Annotated in this window: 13 protein-coding genes and 1 pseudogene; 6 read left to right on the forward strand and 8 right to left on the reverse strand. The window is 55.2% G+C overall.

What is annotated here, in order from left to right; genetic code table 11:
- Positions 1-7 precede the first annotated feature (7 nt).
- Positions 8-2,674 (forward strand): ComEC/Rec2 family competence protein, encoded by a 2,667-nt coding sequence (locus IPM50_13045; protein ID QQS32566.1) that lies wholly within the window; start codon positions 8-10, stop codon positions 2,672-2,674.
- A 107-nt stretch (positions 2,675-2,781) separates the two neighbouring features.
- On the opposite strand, the gene IPM50_13050 is transcribed toward IPM50_13045, so the two are convergent.
- Both IPM50_13050 and purH read right to left on the reverse strand, forming a co-directional pair.
- On the reverse strand, positions 2,782-3,795 hold the full coding sequence (locus IPM50_13050; GenBank protein ID QQS32567.1) for a nuclear transport factor 2 family protein: 1,014 nt from the start codon (positions 3,793-3,795) through the stop codon (positions 2,782-2,784).
- 148 nt (positions 3,796-3,943) lie between these two features.
- On the reverse strand, positions 3,944-5,593 hold the full coding sequence (gene purH / locus IPM50_13055; protein ID QQS32568.1) for a bifunctional phosphoribosylaminoimidazolecarboxamide formyltransferase/IMP cyclohydrolase: 1,650 nt from the start codon (positions 5,591-5,593) through the stop codon (positions 3,944-3,946).
- A 337-nt stretch (positions 5,594-5,930) separates the two neighbouring features.
- On the opposite strand from purH, the gene IPM50_13060 reads away from it, so the two are divergent.
- The 3 genes from IPM50_13060 to IPM50_13070 are packed head-to-tail and all read left to right on the forward strand — an operon-like array spanning position 5,931 to position 8,740.
- Positions 5,931-7,301, forward strand: coding sequence for a hypothetical protein (locus IPM50_13060; protein QQS32569.1), 1,371 nt, complete (start codon positions 5,931-5,933; stop codon positions 7,299-7,301).
- A 6-nt stretch (positions 7,302-7,307) separates the two neighbouring features.
- Positions 7,308-8,450: a hypothetical protein gene (locus IPM50_13065; protein QQS32570.1), complete on the forward strand. Its 1,143-nt coding sequence runs from the start codon at positions 7,308-7,310 to the stop codon at positions 8,448-8,450.
- Positions 8,447-8,740, forward strand: coding sequence for a Smr/MutS family protein (locus tag IPM50_13070; protein ID QQS32571.1), 294 nt, complete (start codon positions 8,447-8,449; stop codon positions 8,738-8,740). Before IPM50_13065 ends, IPM50_13070 begins: the two co-directional genes overlap by 4 nt.
- Here the strand turns inward: IPM50_13070 and IPM50_13075 are convergent.
- Entirely contained in the window at positions 8,737-8,997 is a 261-nt protein-coding gene (locus IPM50_13075; protein ID QQS32572.1) for a hypothetical protein, read from the reverse strand. The genes IPM50_13070 and IPM50_13075 overlap by 4 nt on opposite strands.
- Positions 8,998-9,103: 106 nt before the next feature.
- Here IPM50_13075 and IPM50_13080 point away from each other — a divergent pair, with 106 nt between their 5' ends.
- On the forward strand, positions 9,104-9,538 hold the full coding sequence (locus tag IPM50_13080) for a hypothetical protein (GenBank protein QQS32573.1): 435 nt from the start codon (positions 9,104-9,106) through the stop codon (positions 9,536-9,538).
- On the opposite strand, the gene IPM50_13085 is transcribed toward IPM50_13080, so the two are convergent.
- From IPM50_13085 to IPM50_13095, 3 genes and pseudogenes are all read right to left on the reverse strand, one after another.
- Positions 9,535-10,119 (reverse strand): carboxypeptidase regulatory-like domain-containing protein, encoded by a 585-nt coding sequence (locus tag IPM50_13085; protein QQS32574.1) that lies wholly within the window; start codon positions 10,117-10,119, stop codon positions 9,535-9,537. The two genes, IPM50_13080 and IPM50_13085, sit on opposite strands and share 4 nt — an antisense overlap.
- Positions 10,120-10,168: 49 nt before the next feature.
- Positions 10,169-11,158 (reverse strand): GDP-mannose 4,6-dehydratase, encoded by a 990-nt coding sequence (locus IPM50_13090; protein ID QQS32575.1) that lies wholly within the window; start codon positions 11,156-11,158, stop codon positions 10,169-10,171.
- Positions 11,155-12,112: pseudogene (locus IPM50_13095) on the reverse strand (SDR family oxidoreductase). The gene IPM50_13090 and the pseudogene IPM50_13095 overlap by 4 nt, the downstream one beginning before the upstream one ends.
- A 236-nt stretch (positions 12,113-12,348) precedes the next feature.
- Between IPM50_13095 and IPM50_13100 the strand changes: the two are divergent.
- Complete coding sequence (locus IPM50_13100; protein ID QQS32576.1) at positions 12,349-14,214, forward strand: M20/M25/M40 family metallo-hydrolase; 1,866 nt, start codon at positions 12,349-12,351, stop codon at positions 14,212-14,214.
- Positions 14,215-14,264: 50 nt separating this feature from the next.
- Here the strand turns inward: IPM50_13100 and IPM50_13105 are convergent, their stop codons facing one another.
- Both IPM50_13105 and IPM50_13110 read right to left on the reverse strand, forming a co-directional pair.
- Positions 14,265-16,562, reverse strand: a complete 2,298-nt coding sequence (locus IPM50_13105; protein QQS32577.1) for a S9 family peptidase — start codon at positions 16,560-16,562, stop codon at positions 14,265-14,267.
- A 36-nt stretch (positions 16,563-16,598) separates the two neighbouring features.
- Positions 16,599-17,447, reverse strand: coding sequence for a 5'-nucleotidase, lipoprotein e(P4) family (locus tag IPM50_13110; protein ID QQS32578.1), 849 nt, complete (start codon positions 17,445-17,447; stop codon positions 16,599-16,601).
- Positions 17,448-17,449: the final 2 nt, after the last annotated feature.

Genomic DNA, 17,449 nt, shown 5'->3' on the forward strand with positions numbered 1-17,449 from the left:
TGCAGATATGTCCGCCGCTCCGCAAACAAAAAACGCCGCGATGTGGTCATTCGCGGCATTCGTATTTGGAATAACGTCGGCAAAATTCGCCTTTCACGACCTGACAATATGGCTTGTCGCGGCGGTGATATTAGCTCTTGCCGCCTTTGCATTAAGGAAGACGCGTGCATTTGGAATGATCTTTTTGGCGGTGTTCGCCGCAGCAGGTGGTGCGGCTTATAGTTGGGAACTCAGCTCCGTCACTCCTGAACGGATCCGCTATATCTATGACATCGGCCGTATCGAATCAGGCGAACCAGTGGAGATCGAAGGCGTTCTGAACGCAGGGCCTGAGCCGCGTTGTGACGGTATCGAATTTCCCGTTCGTGTTGAAAAGCTGATCTACAAAGGCGTAGAAATGCCCGCCGCCGGCGTTGTTCGCTTGTTCCTGACAACAGAACCTTTGCCCGGCAAAGATCCGCCCGAGCAGCTCGAACGTCCGCTTATTTACGGCTCGCGGATCCGCGTTGCGCTTACGCTGATACGCGACGACGGTTACTTGAATCCGGGCATTACGCCGCGTCGTGAGATATTGGATTCGCAGGGAATTGACGCCGTCGGCTCCGTAAAAAGCGCTCTGCTGATAGAGCATCTGGCTGACGAGAGCGTGTTTCTGCCGTTGGCATGGGGCTATGCCGCGAGGACGGCGATGATCGACGAATACCGCCGCAGCCTGAGCCCGGAGGCAGCGGGGATCATGTCCGCGATGACGCTCGGCGACAAGTATCTGCTCGACAAACGCACCGCCGACGTTTTTCGCGAGGGCGGGACGTTCCACATTCTCGTCATTTCCGGGCTTCATATCACTTTCATCGGCGGGCTGTTGATGTTGATAGTACGTCGATTGTCGCGAAACCGCTGGTTTCATTTCTTCGCTGTTTCTTCGGGACTTTGTATCTATGCGGTTGCGGTCGGCTCTGATCCGCCGGTCGTGCGAGCGGCGTTGATGTTCACCGTGATCTTGTTCGGCTATGCGATCTATCGAACAGGTTCGATGCTGAACACGCTTGGTTTTTGTGCTCTGCTGATCGCGGCGTGGAGGCCTTCGGATATTTTCAACGCCTCGTTTCAATTGACGTTCGTCAGCATCGCGGCGATCGCAGGCATCGGTTGGCCGCTCGTGAAAATGTGCCGCGAGATCGGCGAGTGGATGCCGACAATGAATCGGCCCTTTCCGCCAAATGTTCCGCGGCGGATCGTGCGTTTCTGCGAGGCTTTGTATTGGAATCCGGCAGCTTGGCAGATCTCGCAGTCGAAACAGACCTGGAAGGCGAAGATATTAAAGCCTGAGAAAGCAGGTCTTTTCGGGAGCGAGTTGCTGCAGAAGTTCGCTCGATACGCCTTCGAGGCGGCGGTGATATCAGCAACGGTTCAGGCGGCGATGCTGCCGCTGATGATAGTTTATTTCAACCGTGTGTCGGTCGCCGGTGTGTTGTTGAATCTATGGGTCGCTCCGCTCGCTGCGGCGGCAGGCGTTACTGCATTTGTTGGTGCGGCGATAGCTCAGTTCAGCGACCTGCTCGCGATGCCGTTCTGTCTGCTTACAGAACTTGCGTCGGCCGTGATGCTGTCACTGCCGCGATTTGTGACGGAGAATTCGTGGGCGAGCTTTCGGCTGCCGGCGTTCAGCGGAAAAAGCACGATCATTTATGCGGCATATTTTGCCGCGTTCGTCGCGATCGCTTGGCTGATCAGCAAGCTCAGGCCTTTCGACATCAAGAAGGCACCGACCGGAAAATATCTGCTCGCAGCCTCAGCGGCGGCGGCATTTTTCGGCGTTGTTTCGATCATCGGGCCGTTTCCGACGCACGACGGGACGCTGCGTGTGGATTTTATAGACGTCGGGCAGGGCGACGCGACGCTTGTTACTTTCCCTGACGGCAGCACGCTGCTCGTCGATGGCGGCGGTCAGTTGGACATTCGTTCGATGCGGCGGCAGGAAGATGAGGCGGCGGAGTTCGTGCCGGATCGTATGGGCATCGGCGAGGCCGTCGTCTCGAACGTCCTGCGGCATCGCGGTCTGCGGAGGATCGATGCGGTCGCGGCGACGCATGCCGATGCGGATCATACGCAGGGACTGGGCGACGTTCTGAAGAACTTTGCCGTCGGTGCGTTGTGGATCGGGCCCGGCGTCGAATATGAACCTGAAATAGCCGCTCTGACAGAACTCGCCGCAAAACGCGGTGTTCCCGCCGTCATTATGCATCGCGGCATGCGTTTCGCCGCCGCAGGTGCCGCCGTCGAAGTGCTCCACCCCGCCGTGGACGCCGCCGCCCGCAATAACGACAATTCGCTCGTCCTGCGTCTGACGTTCGGCGGCCGCGGCATTCTGCTGACCGGTGATATCGAACGCGGCGGCGAATCCGCGTTGACCGCGAACGGCCTGAGCAACGTCGATGTCGTAAAGGTGCCGCACCACGGCAGCCGCACGTCTTCGACAAGTGAGTTCATAGACGCGGTGAACGCCCGCTACGCCGTCGTCTCGGCAGGGCGGCGTTCGCAGTTTGGCCATCCGCACCCGGACGTCGTCGAACGCTGGCGAACCGCCGGCGCCCAAGTTCTATCGACACAGGGTCGCGGCATGATCACTTTCCGCACCGACGGCAGGGAAGTGTGGGTGGAGAGTTTAAGATAGGAGACGGGAGACAAGGAGACAGGGAGATGGGGAGACAAGGGAATAAGGGAGAAAAAGAAAAGGCTGCACGGGGCAGCCTTTCTGAGTGTGATGTCCGAGGTGCGAAATTACATCGGCCTCTGCGACATCATGAACGCGAGTTTCCAGGCGTCGCCTTCTTTTACATAGACCGCGGTCTGGTAAAGCGGGCCGTTCGGCTGTCCGCCGCATTTGCCGTCCGCGGAACCTTTACCGGTGAGGACCTCGACGGTCGGTGACCAGGCCGAAGCCATTGATTCGCTGAACGAAGTTTTGGTTATACCTTCGCAATTCGCCGCGTCGGTCTCGATCCACAGTTTTACGAGAGCGTCTTTGCCGGAATGGAGTACGCCGAAAGCGTCAACGTAAGCCGCGCTTGCCGTCAGTGTATCGTTGAACCATTTCGCATCTTTTGTTCGCCAGGCTTCCCAGCCGCCATTGTGGGCTTTGGTCAGGGCATCGGTGTTGGCGCTCGGCTGCGGTTTGTTCATCTCTTCTTTCTTTGCGAGTTCGGCATCCTTTGCGGGTTCGTCCTTCTTAGGCTCTTCTTTCTTAGCTTCGGTCTTTGCCGGTGCTGCGGGCGGATTCTTCGGGTCGATGATCGGAGTTTCGCTGTGGAAAGCTCCTTTCCACTTGTCGCCTTCGCGGACCCAGATGGTCGCAGCACGCGTCGGACTAGGCACCTTCATTTTCTGCCCGCCCACCGTGCATTCAGCATCGGTGGAGCTGCGGTAGACGATCGCATAGGTGTCGTCATTGATCTTTACGAGCTGCTCTTCGTCAAGTTTGGTGTCCTTGCCCTCGCATTTCGCGTCGGCGACCATCTTGACCTCGTCCAATTTCGCGAACCGCTGGCCGTTGTGATAGGAGACGAACTTGTCCGAGAGATTCTCAGTGAACCACGCGGTGTCACCGGACAACCATGCGGCGTGAGCTTTCTTTTCCTGTTCAAGCAAAGAAGCTGCGGTCGGTGCCGCAGCGGCCGGCTTGGCGGCATTCGCATTGGTGTTGGTAGTATTCGCGGGTTTGTTGGCGGCCTGTTCGCACGCCGTGAACGAGATGGCGAGAGCGCCCGCCATCATTGCTGCAAATAATTTTCTCATTGGTCTTCTCCTTTTGGTGTGGGAAGTTTCAAAAAAAAATGCCCGACGGTCTTCGAATCCCGAAAACCCCTCGAGCGTTCCTCAGTCGTCCTAATTGCGTTAAGTTTAAACACTGCCACTAGATATTGTCAAGCCTTTTCTGACGGGCTTAGTGCTTGAAATGCCGAATGCCGGTGAACGCCATCGCGATGCCGTGCTCATTCGCCGCGGCGATCGATTCGTCGTCCTTCACCGAACCGCCGGGCTGAATGATCGCCGTAATGCCGAATTTTGCCGCTTCGTCAACATTGTCGCGAAACGGAAAGAACGCGTCGGACGCGAGTGCAGAGCCTTTCAGTTCGAGTTCAAAACGCTCAGCCCGCATCGCCGCAATACGCACGGAATCGACGCGGTTCATCTGGCCGGCACCGACACCGAGCGTCTGGCCGTCTCGTGCGAAAACGATGGCGTTCGATTTGACGTGCTTGCAGACCGTCCACGCGAAAAGCATAGAACGAATCTCGTCTTCGGTCGGACGGCGTTCTGTGACGATGTTAAGGTCGGCGGCGATCAAGCGATGCGTGTCAGCGTCCTGGACCAGGAAGCCGCCGGATATCTGCTTGTATTCGGGTTCCGTCGAGCCCTCACGTTCGTTCGGGCTGCTGACACGAAGAACACGGAGATTCTTTTTGGCTTTGAATATTTCGATCGCGTCGTCGTCGAAACCGGGAGCGACGATCACCTCGGAAAATACCTCGATGACCGCGCTTGCCGCTGCGGCGTCAACTTTTCTGTTGAATGCCACGATGCCGCCGAATGCAGAAACCGGATCGGTCGCGAGGGCACGTTTGTAGGCGTCGAGATTCGTATCGCCCGTGCCGACGCCCGACGGATTTGTATGTTTGATGATCGCGACCGCGGTTTCGTCGAGATCGTTGACCAATGCCCAAGCGGCGTCGGCGTCAACATAGTTGTTGAACGACATCTCCTTGCCGTGGAGCTGTTCGGCGTCGGCAATTCCGCCGCCTGCAGTTCTGTAAATTGCGGCGCGTTGGTGCGGATTCTCGCCGTATCGGAGGTCAGCGGCCTTGGCGAGCTCGATGTTCACATATTCAGAAAATTCATTGTCATCGTCACTGTCTGTTTCGTCGGCGATCTCAAAAAAAGAAAGATGCCCAAGCGGATTGAGCGGTTCGAGACGTGCGATGTCGTCGTTCGGGAGCTGCGATGCAAGATATGACGAGATCGCCAGGTCGTACGCCGCCGTGCGCGTATATGCGAGTGCCGCAAGCCGTGAACGCGTTTCCAGCGAGAGCGATCCGTCATTCGCCCGCATTTCGTCGATGATCTCAGCATAAAGACGGCTGTCGGTAACGACCGCAACGTCGCGCCAATTCTTGGACGCGGAGCGGATCATCGACGGGCCGCCGATGTCGATATTCTCGACCGCTTCCTCCAGCGGGACGCCGTCTCTCGCGATGGTCTGTTCGAACGGGTAAAGATTGACGACCACGAGATCGATCGGCTCGATGCCGTGTTCATTCATCGCGGCGACGTGCTCTGTGTTGTCGCGTAGAGCCAAAAAAGCTCCGTGCATTTTCGGGTGCAGCGTCTTGACGCGGCCGTCCATCATTTCAGGAAAGCCCGTTACTTCAGAAACGTCAGTTACGGAAAAACCCTTATCGCGAAGAGCCTTTGCCGTGCCGCCGGTCGAGATCATCTCGACTCCAAATTCGTTCAATGCGGCCGCGAATTCCGCGAGGCCTTCCTTATCCGAAACGCTCAAAAGAGCACGCTTGATCTTTCTTAATTCGCTCATAAAAACCGAAAAAGGCGGCACATCGGCCGCCCTGAAACACAACTATTCTTAAATTTAATGACTGCCAAATGTCGTGAGATCTCATCTTACCAGCGGCAGTTTGCACTATGCCTTAGAAGAAGAATCGCCCCAAAAACAGCAGGCTGAGCACAAAGGCGAGTACGTAAATGACAACTTTGATTAGGCTCATAAAATCCTCTATTCTGAGAATCTGACCACCTTGAGAGCAAAACAACATAATATTCGCCTTATACTTGCCGTGTCAAAGAGGATCGGGAAACCTGTTGCTTTATTGATCATTTCGATTCTGGCGGCGGCGTTTGCATTCGGACAAGATATGTCCGCGACCGTTGCAATAAACGGCCGCGAGAGCAGTATTGTCGTAATAAAAGGCCGATTCCTCCAGTCGGCAAAACGCACGGATAGAAAGGCTTTCTTTTTGACGGATGAGGCCGCCGGCATTCCGGGACTTTCGGAAAGGGTGAGCGAAGTTCGGCTCTTCGCAGGCGATGAAAATGTAGGCTTTCGCAAGATCACGGCGGGGGCGTTTCTCGCGGAGAAAGAGATCGATTCCTGGAGCTATAGTGTCGATATTTCAGATCGCGGCCGGCGTAGCGGCCTTGCATTCGTATCAGCGTCCGACGGCACCAACGCAGTGTTGATGTTGGATGACCTTTTGCCTATAACAGGCGGAAAGCGATCGGCGTTGGTGCGGTTGGATATCCCGCGGGACCGGCAAGCTTTAACCGTGGAAACGCGAACCGCGGATGGGCAATTTGACTTCGCAAATGTCGAAAAAGCCGTTCTTCTGATCGGCAGCGAATGGCTCGTGAAGCAGGGAACCAAGAATACACCGACCGTAGCGATCAGAGGAAAGTGGCATTTTTCAGACAATGATCTTTCGAGTTTTGCCGCCGAGATCGTTGAATACTACTCGAAAATGTTCGGCGGAGCACCAACGGGTGAAATACTTGTGGCTGTCTCGCTTATGCCGCCCCAAAACGGCTTTGGTTCATGGGAAGCAGACACTCGCGGGCGAACGGTGAACATTTTTATGTCCGACACAGCGTTCGCAACGCAGTCAAAACAGCGGCTGCACGAGATATTGCGGCATGAACTTTTTCACCTGTGGCTGCCGAATGGTGTGAACTTTGACGGAAACTATGCTTGGTTTTACGAAGGAGCCGCTGTTTATGCATCGCTCAGGGCTGCTGTTGCGATGAACAGGATCCGGTTTGACGATATGCTCGACACGCTTTCGAGGGCTTATCGTATAGAAATGTTGGCGTCCGAACCGCTTTCATTGGTCGCGATGTCGGGCCGCAGTTGGTCTGGGAACGACTCACGTATGTACGCCCGCGGGATGATCACTGCGTTCATGATCGACATCGAAATGCTGGCGGCATCCGGCGGAAAACGGTCATTTGAGACACTTTTGCGCGAAATATATTTGAAACATCGCCCAAATGAGCGCTCATCACCTGCAACCGAATCGATATTGTCGGTCTTTGGCAGTTATCCGGAGCTAAAGCCGCTTGTTTCGTCGACGATCTCCGGCGATCAAAGAGTTGACTGGCGACAAGCGATCGCCAAAGCAGGGCTTGTCGATGCTAACAGCAGACTGACCGTAAGCGCCCGTTTGAGTGGAAAGCAAAAGGCACTGCTCGACGATTTAGGATATAATGCTTGGCGTAAGTTGATTCGGTAAAGTGCAATGATCCTGCGAGTTTTCATCAGTATTTTCCTGTTCGCCGCAGCCCTGGCCGTTAGCGGGTGCGAAATTTTGGACGTCAATATCTTTGGTGCCAGCGATACGGCGACGGTCATCGCTAAGACCGCACAGATCCGCACTTCCTATGCGGTCGTGGCCGCGGACCTTCTTGAGGTGAAACGCGGCGACAGGCTCGATGTTCTAGATCAGGTCGAATTTGAAAAGGTGCTCTGGTATCGTGTTCGAGCCCGTGATGATGCTCTGACCGAGGGCTGGATCGAGGCCCAGAACGTCATCACCAGTGAGACCTTGGAGCGTTCGCGCGAGATCGCAGAGGAATTCAAGGATCAGACGCCGCAGGCCGCGGGCCTATTGCGTGCGGCTTCAAATCTTCGCGCCGCACCTGACATGACCCCCGAAAATGTCCTTTTCAGGCTTGCCACCGGCTCGACATTCGAGATCATGGCGTGGCGATTTGTACCGAAACAGGAAGTCCCGGACGTCGACGATGCTCCTAAGGGGCAGCGAAAGACCGGCCGCCGTGAACAGAACGAAGAGATAGAGGCAGCGAAAGAGGTGGGCGAGCCTGAAAAGATGGACGAGAAATATGACGTCTGGTATCTCGTTCGGATCGACCCATCGGTATCGCCTGCTCCCGCCGGCTGGCTTTTCGGCCGCCAGGTCGAACTTCAGGTGCCGAACGACATCATCACGTTTCAGCACAACAACCGAAAGTTCGTAACTTGGCAGCGGCTCGATACAGATGCAGCAAGCAAGCCGGCAGATGGAAGGCAGCTGGCACCGGGAAATTGGGTCATTTTGGCACGCAGCAACTTCTCGAAACCGATAGACGGCGTCGAACCCGACTTTGACAGCATTTTGGTATTGGCGTTCGATAAGTACGATCAGTCGTACTACACGGTTTATCGAACTACGCCGAACGCTGAGCTATGGGGCCGCCTGCCGCTGAAGATGGACGGAAAGGCTGACAATAAGGTGTTCACGGTGTCGCTGAGAGGCCCGTCGGGCGAATTGCAGGAAAAGAGCTTTACGGTCTATAAGGATCGGAATCGAATTCGTCTGACGCCGCCTGAGGACATCGCTCAATATGAGACGAAGATCGCAACACCCTCGCGCAGAAGATGAACCTTGGGGAAGAACAGCCATTCGATGAGCCGTTTGAGATCGAGATAACAGATTCGCTCGATCTTCATTCGTTCAGTCCTAAAGATATTCGGGCTGTGACCGAAGCGTATCTGGCCGAGGCATACAAAAAGGGTTTTCGCGTCGTCCGGATCATTCATGGGAAAGGCGTCGGCGTGCAGCGGGAGATAGTCAGAAAGGTGCTGTCAGAATCGGATCTCGTTCGCAAATTCAAGACCGCGCCGGAATTTTCAGGCAGTTGGGGTGCAACTATTGTCGAATTCGAGGACTAATGCTCTTCGATGATGTCTTCCCAATCTTCCTCTACGAACTCCTCACCTGTTAACGTCGCAATAATATCCTGCTGTTCTGTTATTCTGCGTTCGGCATACTCGAGCCGTGCGGTCAGACGTGCATAACGGTATTCAAGATCCTGCAGGTATTTTCGCCTTTCTCGGTACAATCGGTCCACATAGAAAAGATAGGTGAACTGGAGTCCTGCGACCCCGAGCAGGATCAGCGAGATACAAATAAGCGCGTACATCATCATAGCTGCTTTTAGTTCGTCGATGACGGGTTTTCAGATTATACAGTTGACCTTGCCCCGCAGGGAAGTAAAACTTGATTCAAGAGGCCTTTGAGGCAAAAAGAAGAACATGAACATACCGAATCTAAAACTCAAATACACACTCTTGTGCGACGACGTCCGGGTCGAGATGGGCAACAAGCTGTCATTTATGGGTATTTTTCAAAATATGATGGTCGAGCAGCTTCCCGTGTCGCTCATTAAATTTGCCGTCATCAATCATTGGGAAGGAGCAGGCGAACATGATACGGAGGTCCGCATTATGGCTCCCGACCGCCAAACGCTTGTGGTTTCGTCACAGCCGACGCGCATCAATCTCGCCGAGGGCGGCCAAACGGACAACATCAGCTTTTTTGTGAATATCGTTTTTCAAACCGCGGGAACGTATTGGGTGCAAACTGTCGCAAACGCGGTAGTGCTCGACGAATTGCCGCTTGTCGTCACCGACCAGGCCGGTGCTGAGTCGATGCGCCCCGTCGATCAAATTTCGGAAACGGTCAATTAGTTTTCCCGCGTAGAGTCTAGCGTCAGAGCGACACGGTAAATTGCGGCGGAGTCGACCTCGACCTCTTTTACCGTTGATGTTCCCTTATGCGATGCGGTGATGCGAAGGCGTGCGGGGCCTTCTTTTCGCCGGAATGTGAATTCGCCGCTGAGTGATGTTGCGGCGGTTCCGAGTGAGCGTTTTGAGCCGTCGGAGCGTATTTCCTCGATCTGCACCTTTGCTCCCGCGACACTCGTTCCATCCTTGTAGAAAACGCTGCCTTGTACGAGGACCAATGTTCCCCGATCGACCGTCAGGATAAGTCTCTCGCCAAGGTCCCGGACCTTGCCGCTTTGGATCTCGACGCCGAATTTCGCTCCGGAACTGTAGCCCGGAGCCTCAAATATGATGTTGTAAGTTCCTTCGGGCAGGCCATCCAGACGGAAGCTGCCCTTGCGGTCGGCGGTCGTCGAACGAACGTCCTTGCCGTCCTGGCGTGCGGTTATTTCCGCTCCGGCGATGCCGTCGCCGTTCATGTTCTTGACCTTGCCCTTTACGCCGCCGGTCGACTGGGCATTGACGCCCACTAATGACCAAAGCACCAATAATGCGCCTGCAAAAAGTGAAAAAGGCCTGAGACCTACTAACCTACTAATTCTGTGCATGTTTCGATGCGGGAGCCTCGGCCCTAAATTCATCCGCAACATCATTGATGATGTCGTCGAGGGTTCGGGTTGGCTTGTATCCCAGCAGTCGTCCGGCTTTTTCGAGGCTCGGGACGCGCCGCTGCATATCTTCGAAGCCCTCGCCGTATGCCTCATCGTATGAGATATATTTGATCTCGCTGGAGCTTCCCGTCAGCTCGATCGCGCGTTTTGCGAGGTTGTTTATCGATACCTCCGCATCGCTGCCGAAATTGATGACCTGACCGAAGCACGCAGGCGTTTCCAGTGTTCTTGTTAGCCCTTCAACAACATCCGCGACGTGGCCAAAACATCGTGACTGCGTTCCGTCGCCGTGGACCTCGATCGGCTCGTTCTTCATCGCGGCCTGCACAAAACGCGGTACGACCATTCCGTATTGCCCTGTCTGCCGCGGGCCGACGGTGTTAAAGAGCCTTGCGACGACGACAGGCAGCCGCGTCTCTTTGTAATGAGCCAAAGCGAGAAATTCATCCAGCGTTTTCGCACAGGCATACGCCCAGCGATGCTTGTCGGTCGCACCGGTCAACAGGTCGTCCTCCTCGCGAAAAGGCACTGAATAGCCTTTGCCGTAAACCTCCGATGTGCTGGGAATGAGCACTCTTTTGCGGTATCGGGCACAACGGCTCAGGACAACGTCAGTTCCGTGAAAGATCGTCTCGATTGTCTTTACCGGCTGTTCCATGATCAACCTGACGCCCACAGCTGATGCCATGTGGTAAACGCGATCGGCTTCGCGGATGAGTTCCTCCATCAGCGTCTGATTTAGGACCGTGTCGATGATAAGCCGGAAGTTCTTGTTGCCTTCCAGATGCTCGACATTGGAATATCGGCCGGTAGAAAGGTCGTCGATGACCGTGATGTCATGGCCTTCGCCGATCAAACGGTCGGCCAAATGACTGCCGACAAATCCGGCTCCGCCTGTAATTAGGACCTTCATGATGTTGCTTTTATTGATGACCCGACCACGCCTTCAAAATACACGGCCGTTTTCTTCAGACCTTCCGCCAACGGGATCTTGGGTTCCCAGCCGAGCAGCTTTTTCGCTCTCGTAATGTCCGGACGACGCTGTTTCGGGTCGTCCTGCGGCAGCGGCAGATATTTGACGTCGAATGTCCTTGCCTGTCGCTTTGCCGACCTCTTCGGCAAGTTCATTCATCGTAAACTCGCCCGGATTGCCGAGATTTACAGGCAAATGAATGTCGTCGCCCTCTGCATTCATAAGCCTTATGATGCCTTCAACAAGGTCGCTGACGTAGCAGAACGAACGGGTTTGCGTGCCGTCGCCGTAAATGGTCAGTTCGTCGCCTTTTAGGGCCTGAACGACGAAATTGGACACCACGCGGCCGTCATTCTCGAGCATTCGTTCCCCGTAAGTGTTAAAAATTCGAACGATACGCGTGTCAACCCCGTTTTGCCGGTGATAGTCCATCATCAGCGTTTCTGCGACACGCTTGCCTTCGTCATAACAGGCCCTAAGGCCGATGGGATTCACATTTCCCCAATATGACTCCGTCTGCGGATGCTCTAACGGGTCCCCATAAACTTCACTGGTCGAAGCCTGCAGGATGCGGGCACGTACGCGTTTCGCCAGGCCCAGCATATTCACTGCACCCATGACACTCGTTTTGACGGTCTTCACGGGATTGTATTGGTAGTGGACCGGCGAGGCAGGACATGCAAAATTGTATATCTGATCCACTTCGAACAAAGCGGGCTCGGTCACATCGTGCCGAACAAGCTCAAAATGAGAATTGTTGAGAAGATGAGCAATGTTGGCCTTTCTGCCCGTGAAGAAATTGTCGAGGCAAATCACCTCATTCCCTTCGTTCAGAAGACGTTCGCAGAGGTGCGAACCTATGAACCCGGCACCGCCGGTTACCAGAATTCTCATCGGATAAACCCTTGTATCGAAAGCCGCAGCAGAATACAGCGAAATTATCCGATATTGCCGTTCCATTATCAATTGAAGCAAATGGCCGCAGTTGACGTGTCATCTGAAACCTTCCTTCACATCTGCGCGTAACAATAGCTTTCAGGCGCTCATTATTGGCTGTCTCGGGTTTATTTCGGCATCCAATTTCAGGCATACTACGTCTTACATACCACCTTAGGAGAGGATATATTTTGATGTTCAAGAAAAAAGCTGCGGCACTTGTGATCTGCGCAAGTTTTGCTGCGCCGGCGGCTTCGCTGGCTTCAACAGTTCCTGCGGTCGAAAGATCGCCCGCCGACATCATTCGCGATGAGGGAATGAACCGTTCGCAGGCAATGGCGACGATGAAATACCTTAGCGATGTGATAGGCGCCCGTCTGACCAATTCGCCGGGCCAGCGTCGTGCGAACAAATGGACCCGCGACCAGCTTGAAAAATGGGGAATGAAGAACTCCATCGTCGAGCCGTGGGGCGAATTCGGACGCGGATGGAAAGTGAAGCGTTTCAATGCTTCGGTGATCGCAGGCGATGAGTTCATCGCTTTTCGCGCCTATCCGAAAGCCTGGTCGCCGTCTACGAATGGTGCGATAACCGGCGATGTCGTTTTTGTGGACGCGACGGACGAAGCCGGGCTGGAAAAATACAAAGGCAAACTGAAGGGTGCGATCGTACTCACGTCCGACGTGCGTGCGGTAGAACCCGGCTTTAAGCCCATCGCTACGAGGGTTTCGAACGAGGAACTCGCCACGCTCGATGCAGCAAAGCCTGCAGACAACGTCGCCCAGAACCGCGGCCGTCAGGGCGGAGGTGGCAACCCCGGCGCGATGCAGTTCAACCAACGGAAGAACCGCTTCTATTTTGAAGAAGGCGCGGCAATTCTCGTCGAGCCGAGCATGGGAACAGATTCGGGTACCATCCGTGTGATGGGAGCAAGCCTTCCGCCGCAGGCACCGCCGGCAGGCGGTCAGGGAGCGCCGGGCGGCGGTAATCCGTTCGGCGGTATGCGTGTCTATTCGAAGAACGCACCCGCAACGATCCCGCAGCTCGTCGCAGAAACCGAGCAGTACAACCGCCTTGTCCGTCTTGTGAAGCAGAATGTCTCCGTCAAAATGAACGTTGACCTCGCTGTTCAGTTCTACGATGACGACCTGCAGGGCTATAACACCATCGCAGAAATTCCGGGCACCGATCTGAAGGATGAGATGGTAATGGTCGGCGGTCACCTCGATTCCTGGCATGCGGCGAACGGCTCTACCGATAACGGGGCCGGCGTTACGGTTGCGATGGAGGCGATGCGAATTCTCGCTGCATCCGGGCTGAAGCCCCGCCGTACGATAAAGATCGGCCTTTGGACCGGCGAAGAGCAGGGCCTTTTAGGCTCACGCGGTTGGGTATCAAAACACCTTGCGACGCGCGGCGACGGCTCTGACGCTGCGGCGTTCGCGGCGTTGTCGGGCGGCGGCGGACAGCTTCCGCTGAACAAAAAGCCGGGCTATGACAAGTTTTCGGCATATTACAACCTGGACAACGGGACAGGCCAGATCCGCGGCATCAATATGCAGGGGAATGAGGCACTCCGTCCCATTTTCCGCAATATATTGGCTCCGTTCGCCGACCTCGGAGCATCGACCGTGAGCATTCAGTCGGTCAGCGGAACTGACCACCTGGCGTTTGACGCCATTGGACTGCCGGGCTTCCAGTTCATACAGGATCCGATCGAGTATTTCGGACGCACCTGGCACACGACGCAGGACGTCGCGGATCGCACCATCGAGGAAGACCTCAAGCGATCCGCCGTCATCATGGCGACCTTTGCCTATATGACCGCGATGATGGACGAAAAGCTGCCGAGAAAAGGCACGGCAACGACCGCCGTTGCGGAGATGCTGTCGCAGTATGACTTGATGGCGTTGAACGATGAGGCTACGTTCCGTTCGCTCGGCCTTGGGCACCAGATCTGCGGTTTCGACCTCGGCCACGACGAACTGCCGACGGGCTTCCCGTCGATCTTTACGCTGAGCACCACCAGACAGGTACATGCCGACTCGCACAGCGAGTAAGCTTGCTCATCATTAGTGTTTTGAGGCTGCCCAAAGAGGCAGCCTCTTTTTTATTTTACGGTTAGGTGTTTTTCAAAGAACCACAGGATCCGTTCGTATTCGTCGGCCCAAGATTCGGGGCGAACGAAGCCATGATTCTCTGAAGGATAAAACATCATTTCGAAATGCTGAGTTTTCTCTAGCCGAATGAGCTTTTCGACAAGTTGGACGCTGTCCTGGACGTGAACATTGTCGTCGGCCATGCCGTGCAGGATCAGGAGCGGGCGTTCGAGCTTGTCGGCGTAGGTAATCGGCGACGAGCGTTTGTATGCCTCCGGGTTCTTGTCGGGAAAACCGAGCCGCTGTGCAGTGTAAAAGGGATTTGCGGCGAAATAATTCTTCCAGTCAAATACCGACCGGAGGGCGGCCGCCGCGGCGATCCGCTCCGGGGCACGCATTACGAGCATACCGGCCATGAAGCCGCCGTAGCTGCCGCCGTAAACGCCGATGCGTTTCTGATCGACGCCGTAGTTTTTGACCATGTGATCGATCGAATCGATGTGGTCGTCAAAATCTTTGCCGCCGAGGAAATCGTAAACGTCCGTCCGCCAGTCGCGTCCGTACCCGGCCGATCCGCGATAGTCGATATCCAGCACGACGTAGCCCTTCTTGGCCAAAATGTCGTTGAACATGAATTCGCGATAGTAGTTGTTCCATCCGTTGATGACGTTCTGCAAATAGCCGGCACCGTGAACGAAGATCGCCATCGGATACTTCTTTTTCGGGTCGTGGCCGGTGGGGAGATAGATCTTTGCGGGTATGCGTTTGCCGTCGCGAGAAGGTATCTCAATAAATCGCGGCACGGTCCATGCGATCTTGTTAAAACTGTCCGGCGTCGTGCGTGTCAGTTGAACAGGGAAGTTCAGGCCGCGGCACTTAGGGCAGACCTTCTGCGTGAAAAGGTCTTCGGGGCGATTCCACTGCGAGAAACCATAGAGCAGCGTCGGCTGTTCGTTCCGATCGTCGAGTTGCGGGGTGCTCGCCATCCCTTTGTCGTTTGCGGGAATGACGGCTTTGTCGCCGTTCGCAGGGAACAGGGCGAAAAAGCGACGCTCCGTGTAGCCCTCTTCCGTGGACATATAGACGATCTGCTCGCCGTCAGCGGCCCACTTCGCCCATTCGACCTGCCACGTGCCTTTGGTGATCTGCCTAATATCTACATTTGGGGACGGAATGCTGCCGGAAGGCCGCGTCTCGCCTGATGCTGCTTCAGGCTGCGGAAATTGGAGCGTCGCGAGGTAAAGGTGATTGTAGCCGTCGCGCTCGGAGCCAAAGAAGAGTTGTGCGGGATTTTTCGGATTCGGCTCGAAAATGGCCGAAAGCGGTGCCTGCCATTTTTCGTCGGTTTCTTCAGTAACGAGTATGACCTTCTCGTCCTTGCCGCCGACGTTATGGACGTAATAGAGTTGGCGGCGTTTTGTGTCCTTATCAAGGCGGTCAACGATGAGAGATCGGTTGTCTGCTGCCCATACCATTCTGCGAAAACTCGAAACGCCTTCCGTCGCGGGCAGTTTTATCTCATGCGGTGCGTTGCGGCTGCCGTCGGTCGGCATGAAAAACAACTTCTGTTCCGTCCATCCTCGACGCGGCCCACCGCCGGTGACGAATTCAGGCAGAAAGTTCGGGACAACGAGCTGCCGCTGCTTTGAACTGTCAGACACGACATACGCTGCCATTTTTCCGTCTGTGCTTGCGACCACATTTCCGACGGAAATGAACTGTTGCTGATTTGCCTCGCGTGTGATCTGTGTCAATTGGGCAGTGGCAGTGTCCAAAACGAACGCGTTGCCGCCCTGTGAGAACAAGATGCGCGTGCTATCTAAAAATCTTGCTCCGAACTCAGGCGCCTGCGTCCGCGTGTAGCGCTTCATTGAGCGGTCCGCCAGGGTCATCACATAAACGTCACCGCCGTGCGTGAAAATGAGCTTGGATGAATCCGGCGACCATTCGAAATTGCCCAGCTGATTCTCGCGGTCGCGTACGAATTGGTCTCGCATCTCCAGCCCATAATTCAATGGATTTGAACGCTCAGGCGGACGCGGCGTCGCCGGCAGATCGCTTGAGCGCAGAATGATCTCCGGAGTGCCGCCGCTTGCAGAGACGAGATAAAGGTCGCGACGCGGCTTGCCTTCGGCGTTCCATTGGTAGATCACCCATTTTCCATCGGGTGACAATTTCTCACCCGAAACGCGCTGTCCCGCGATCGAAGGCTCCGCCATGATCTGGCGGACGGTAAGGGTCTGGCCTGTCACGACAACCGCCAAGGCTGCAGATAGGATGATTGAAAGAATTAGCGATCTGTTTTTCATTCGGACTCCGTTGCTGTTACTAACGCCGCTGTAAAGTTAAGGCATTTCCAGTGTCTTCGCACGTTTTTCCGCTTTCTGTGCCTCGGTCATTTCGGCGGCTTTGTATTCGTAAATGGCATTTTCCCACGTGCCATACATCGCGTTAGGAAGGACGATCCAACGTTTTCCCCATTCTTCTTTCAAACGGTCTGTCTCGGCAAAACGTTCGGCCACCGGCCGGCGTTCAAATACGTCAGAAAAGTCGTCCAGGTTATCGCCCATTACCAATACGACACGATACTTGTCCGCGACGAAGTCGCGGCGCGGCGTCTTGGTCGATATGTTATTGCCGCGTTCATCCTTCTGCCGCAAAAGTACGTTGTACTCACTTACATCTCGGAAGCCTACACTCCGAAGATTATCGATAGTCGCCTGTTTCTGCACTTCATCGCGGTTCGAAATATAGAAAACTTTGACGCCTTTCGACACGGCATAATTTAGAAATTCGACCGCACCGGGAATGGCTTTCGCCTTGCGCATCTCGCTCCACGCGTACCAATCCTTCATATTGAATGACCGCCTGTCGCGTATCCCGGCGGCCTGTGCCGGCGAATTGTCGAGCACGGTCTCGTCGATATCGACGATGATCGCACGCGGGCGTTTTCGCTCGGCTTTTGGCAGTTTCATTGTAAGGTCGGAATCGAGCCGGCAGCGGGCAAAATTGAACGCCTGATATGCCAGAGCGCGAAATTCCGCCGCCTTTTGCATCCAGAGCGTCGCACCGACCTGAAACTCGTTATCCGCTATGGGCAGGCTGGTCGCCGCCGGCTGCTGGCCTTGAGCCGCGGATGAGCAAAAGAATAGAGCTGCGGCGAAGGCAGCAAGAACATGGTTTCGTCTCGTCATAA

It is taken from the genome of Acidobacteriota bacterium (assembly GCA_016700075.1).
Taxonomy (GTDB): Bacteria; Acidobacteriota; Blastocatellia; order Pyrinomonadales; family Pyrinomonadaceae; genus OLB17.

Excerpts from the sequence above, each read along its gene's own strand:
- IPM50_13045 (QQS32566.1), top strand. The coding sequence starts at position 8 with ATGTCCGCCGCTCCGCAAACAAAAAACGCCGCGATGTGGTCATTCGCG.
- IPM50_13050 (QQS32567.1), bottom strand. The coding sequence starts at position 3,795 with ATGAGAAAATTATTTGCAGCAATGATGGCGGGCGCTCTCGCCATCTCG.
- purH (QQS32568.1), bottom strand. The coding sequence starts at position 5,593 with ATGAGCGAATTAAGAAAGATCAAGCGTGCTCTTTTGAGCGTTTCGGAT.
- IPM50_13060 (QQS32569.1), top strand. The coding sequence starts at position 5,931 with ATGTCCGCGACCGTTGCAATAAACGGCCGCGAGAGCAGTATTGTCGTA.
- IPM50_13065 (QQS32570.1), top strand. The coding sequence starts at position 7,308 with ATGATCCTGCGAGTTTTCATCAGTATTTTCCTGTTCGCCGCAGCCCTG.
- IPM50_13070 (QQS32571.1), top strand. The coding sequence starts at position 8,447 with ATGAACCTTGGGGAAGAACAGCCATTCGATGAGCCGTTTGAGATCGAG.
- IPM50_13075 (QQS32572.1), bottom strand. The coding sequence starts at position 8,997 with ATGATGATGTACGCGCTTATTTGTATCTCGCTGATCCTGCTCGGGGTC.
- IPM50_13080 (QQS32573.1), top strand. The coding sequence starts at position 9,104 with ATGAACATACCGAATCTAAAACTCAAATACACACTCTTGTGCGACGAC.
- IPM50_13090 (QQS32575.1), bottom strand. The coding sequence starts at position 11,158 with ATGAAGGTCCTAATTACAGGCGGAGCCGGATTTGTCGGCAGTCATTTG.
- IPM50_13100 (QQS32576.1), top strand. The coding sequence starts at position 12,349 with ATGTTCAAGAAAAAAGCTGCGGCACTTGTGATCTGCGCAAGTTTTGCT.
- IPM50_13105 (QQS32577.1), bottom strand. The coding sequence starts at position 16,562 with ATGAAAAACAGATCGCTAATTCTTTCAATCATCCTATCTGCAGCCTTG.
- IPM50_13110 (QQS32578.1), bottom strand. The coding sequence starts at position 17,447 with ATGACGAGACGAAACCATGTTCTTGCTGCCTTCGCCGCAGCTCTATTC.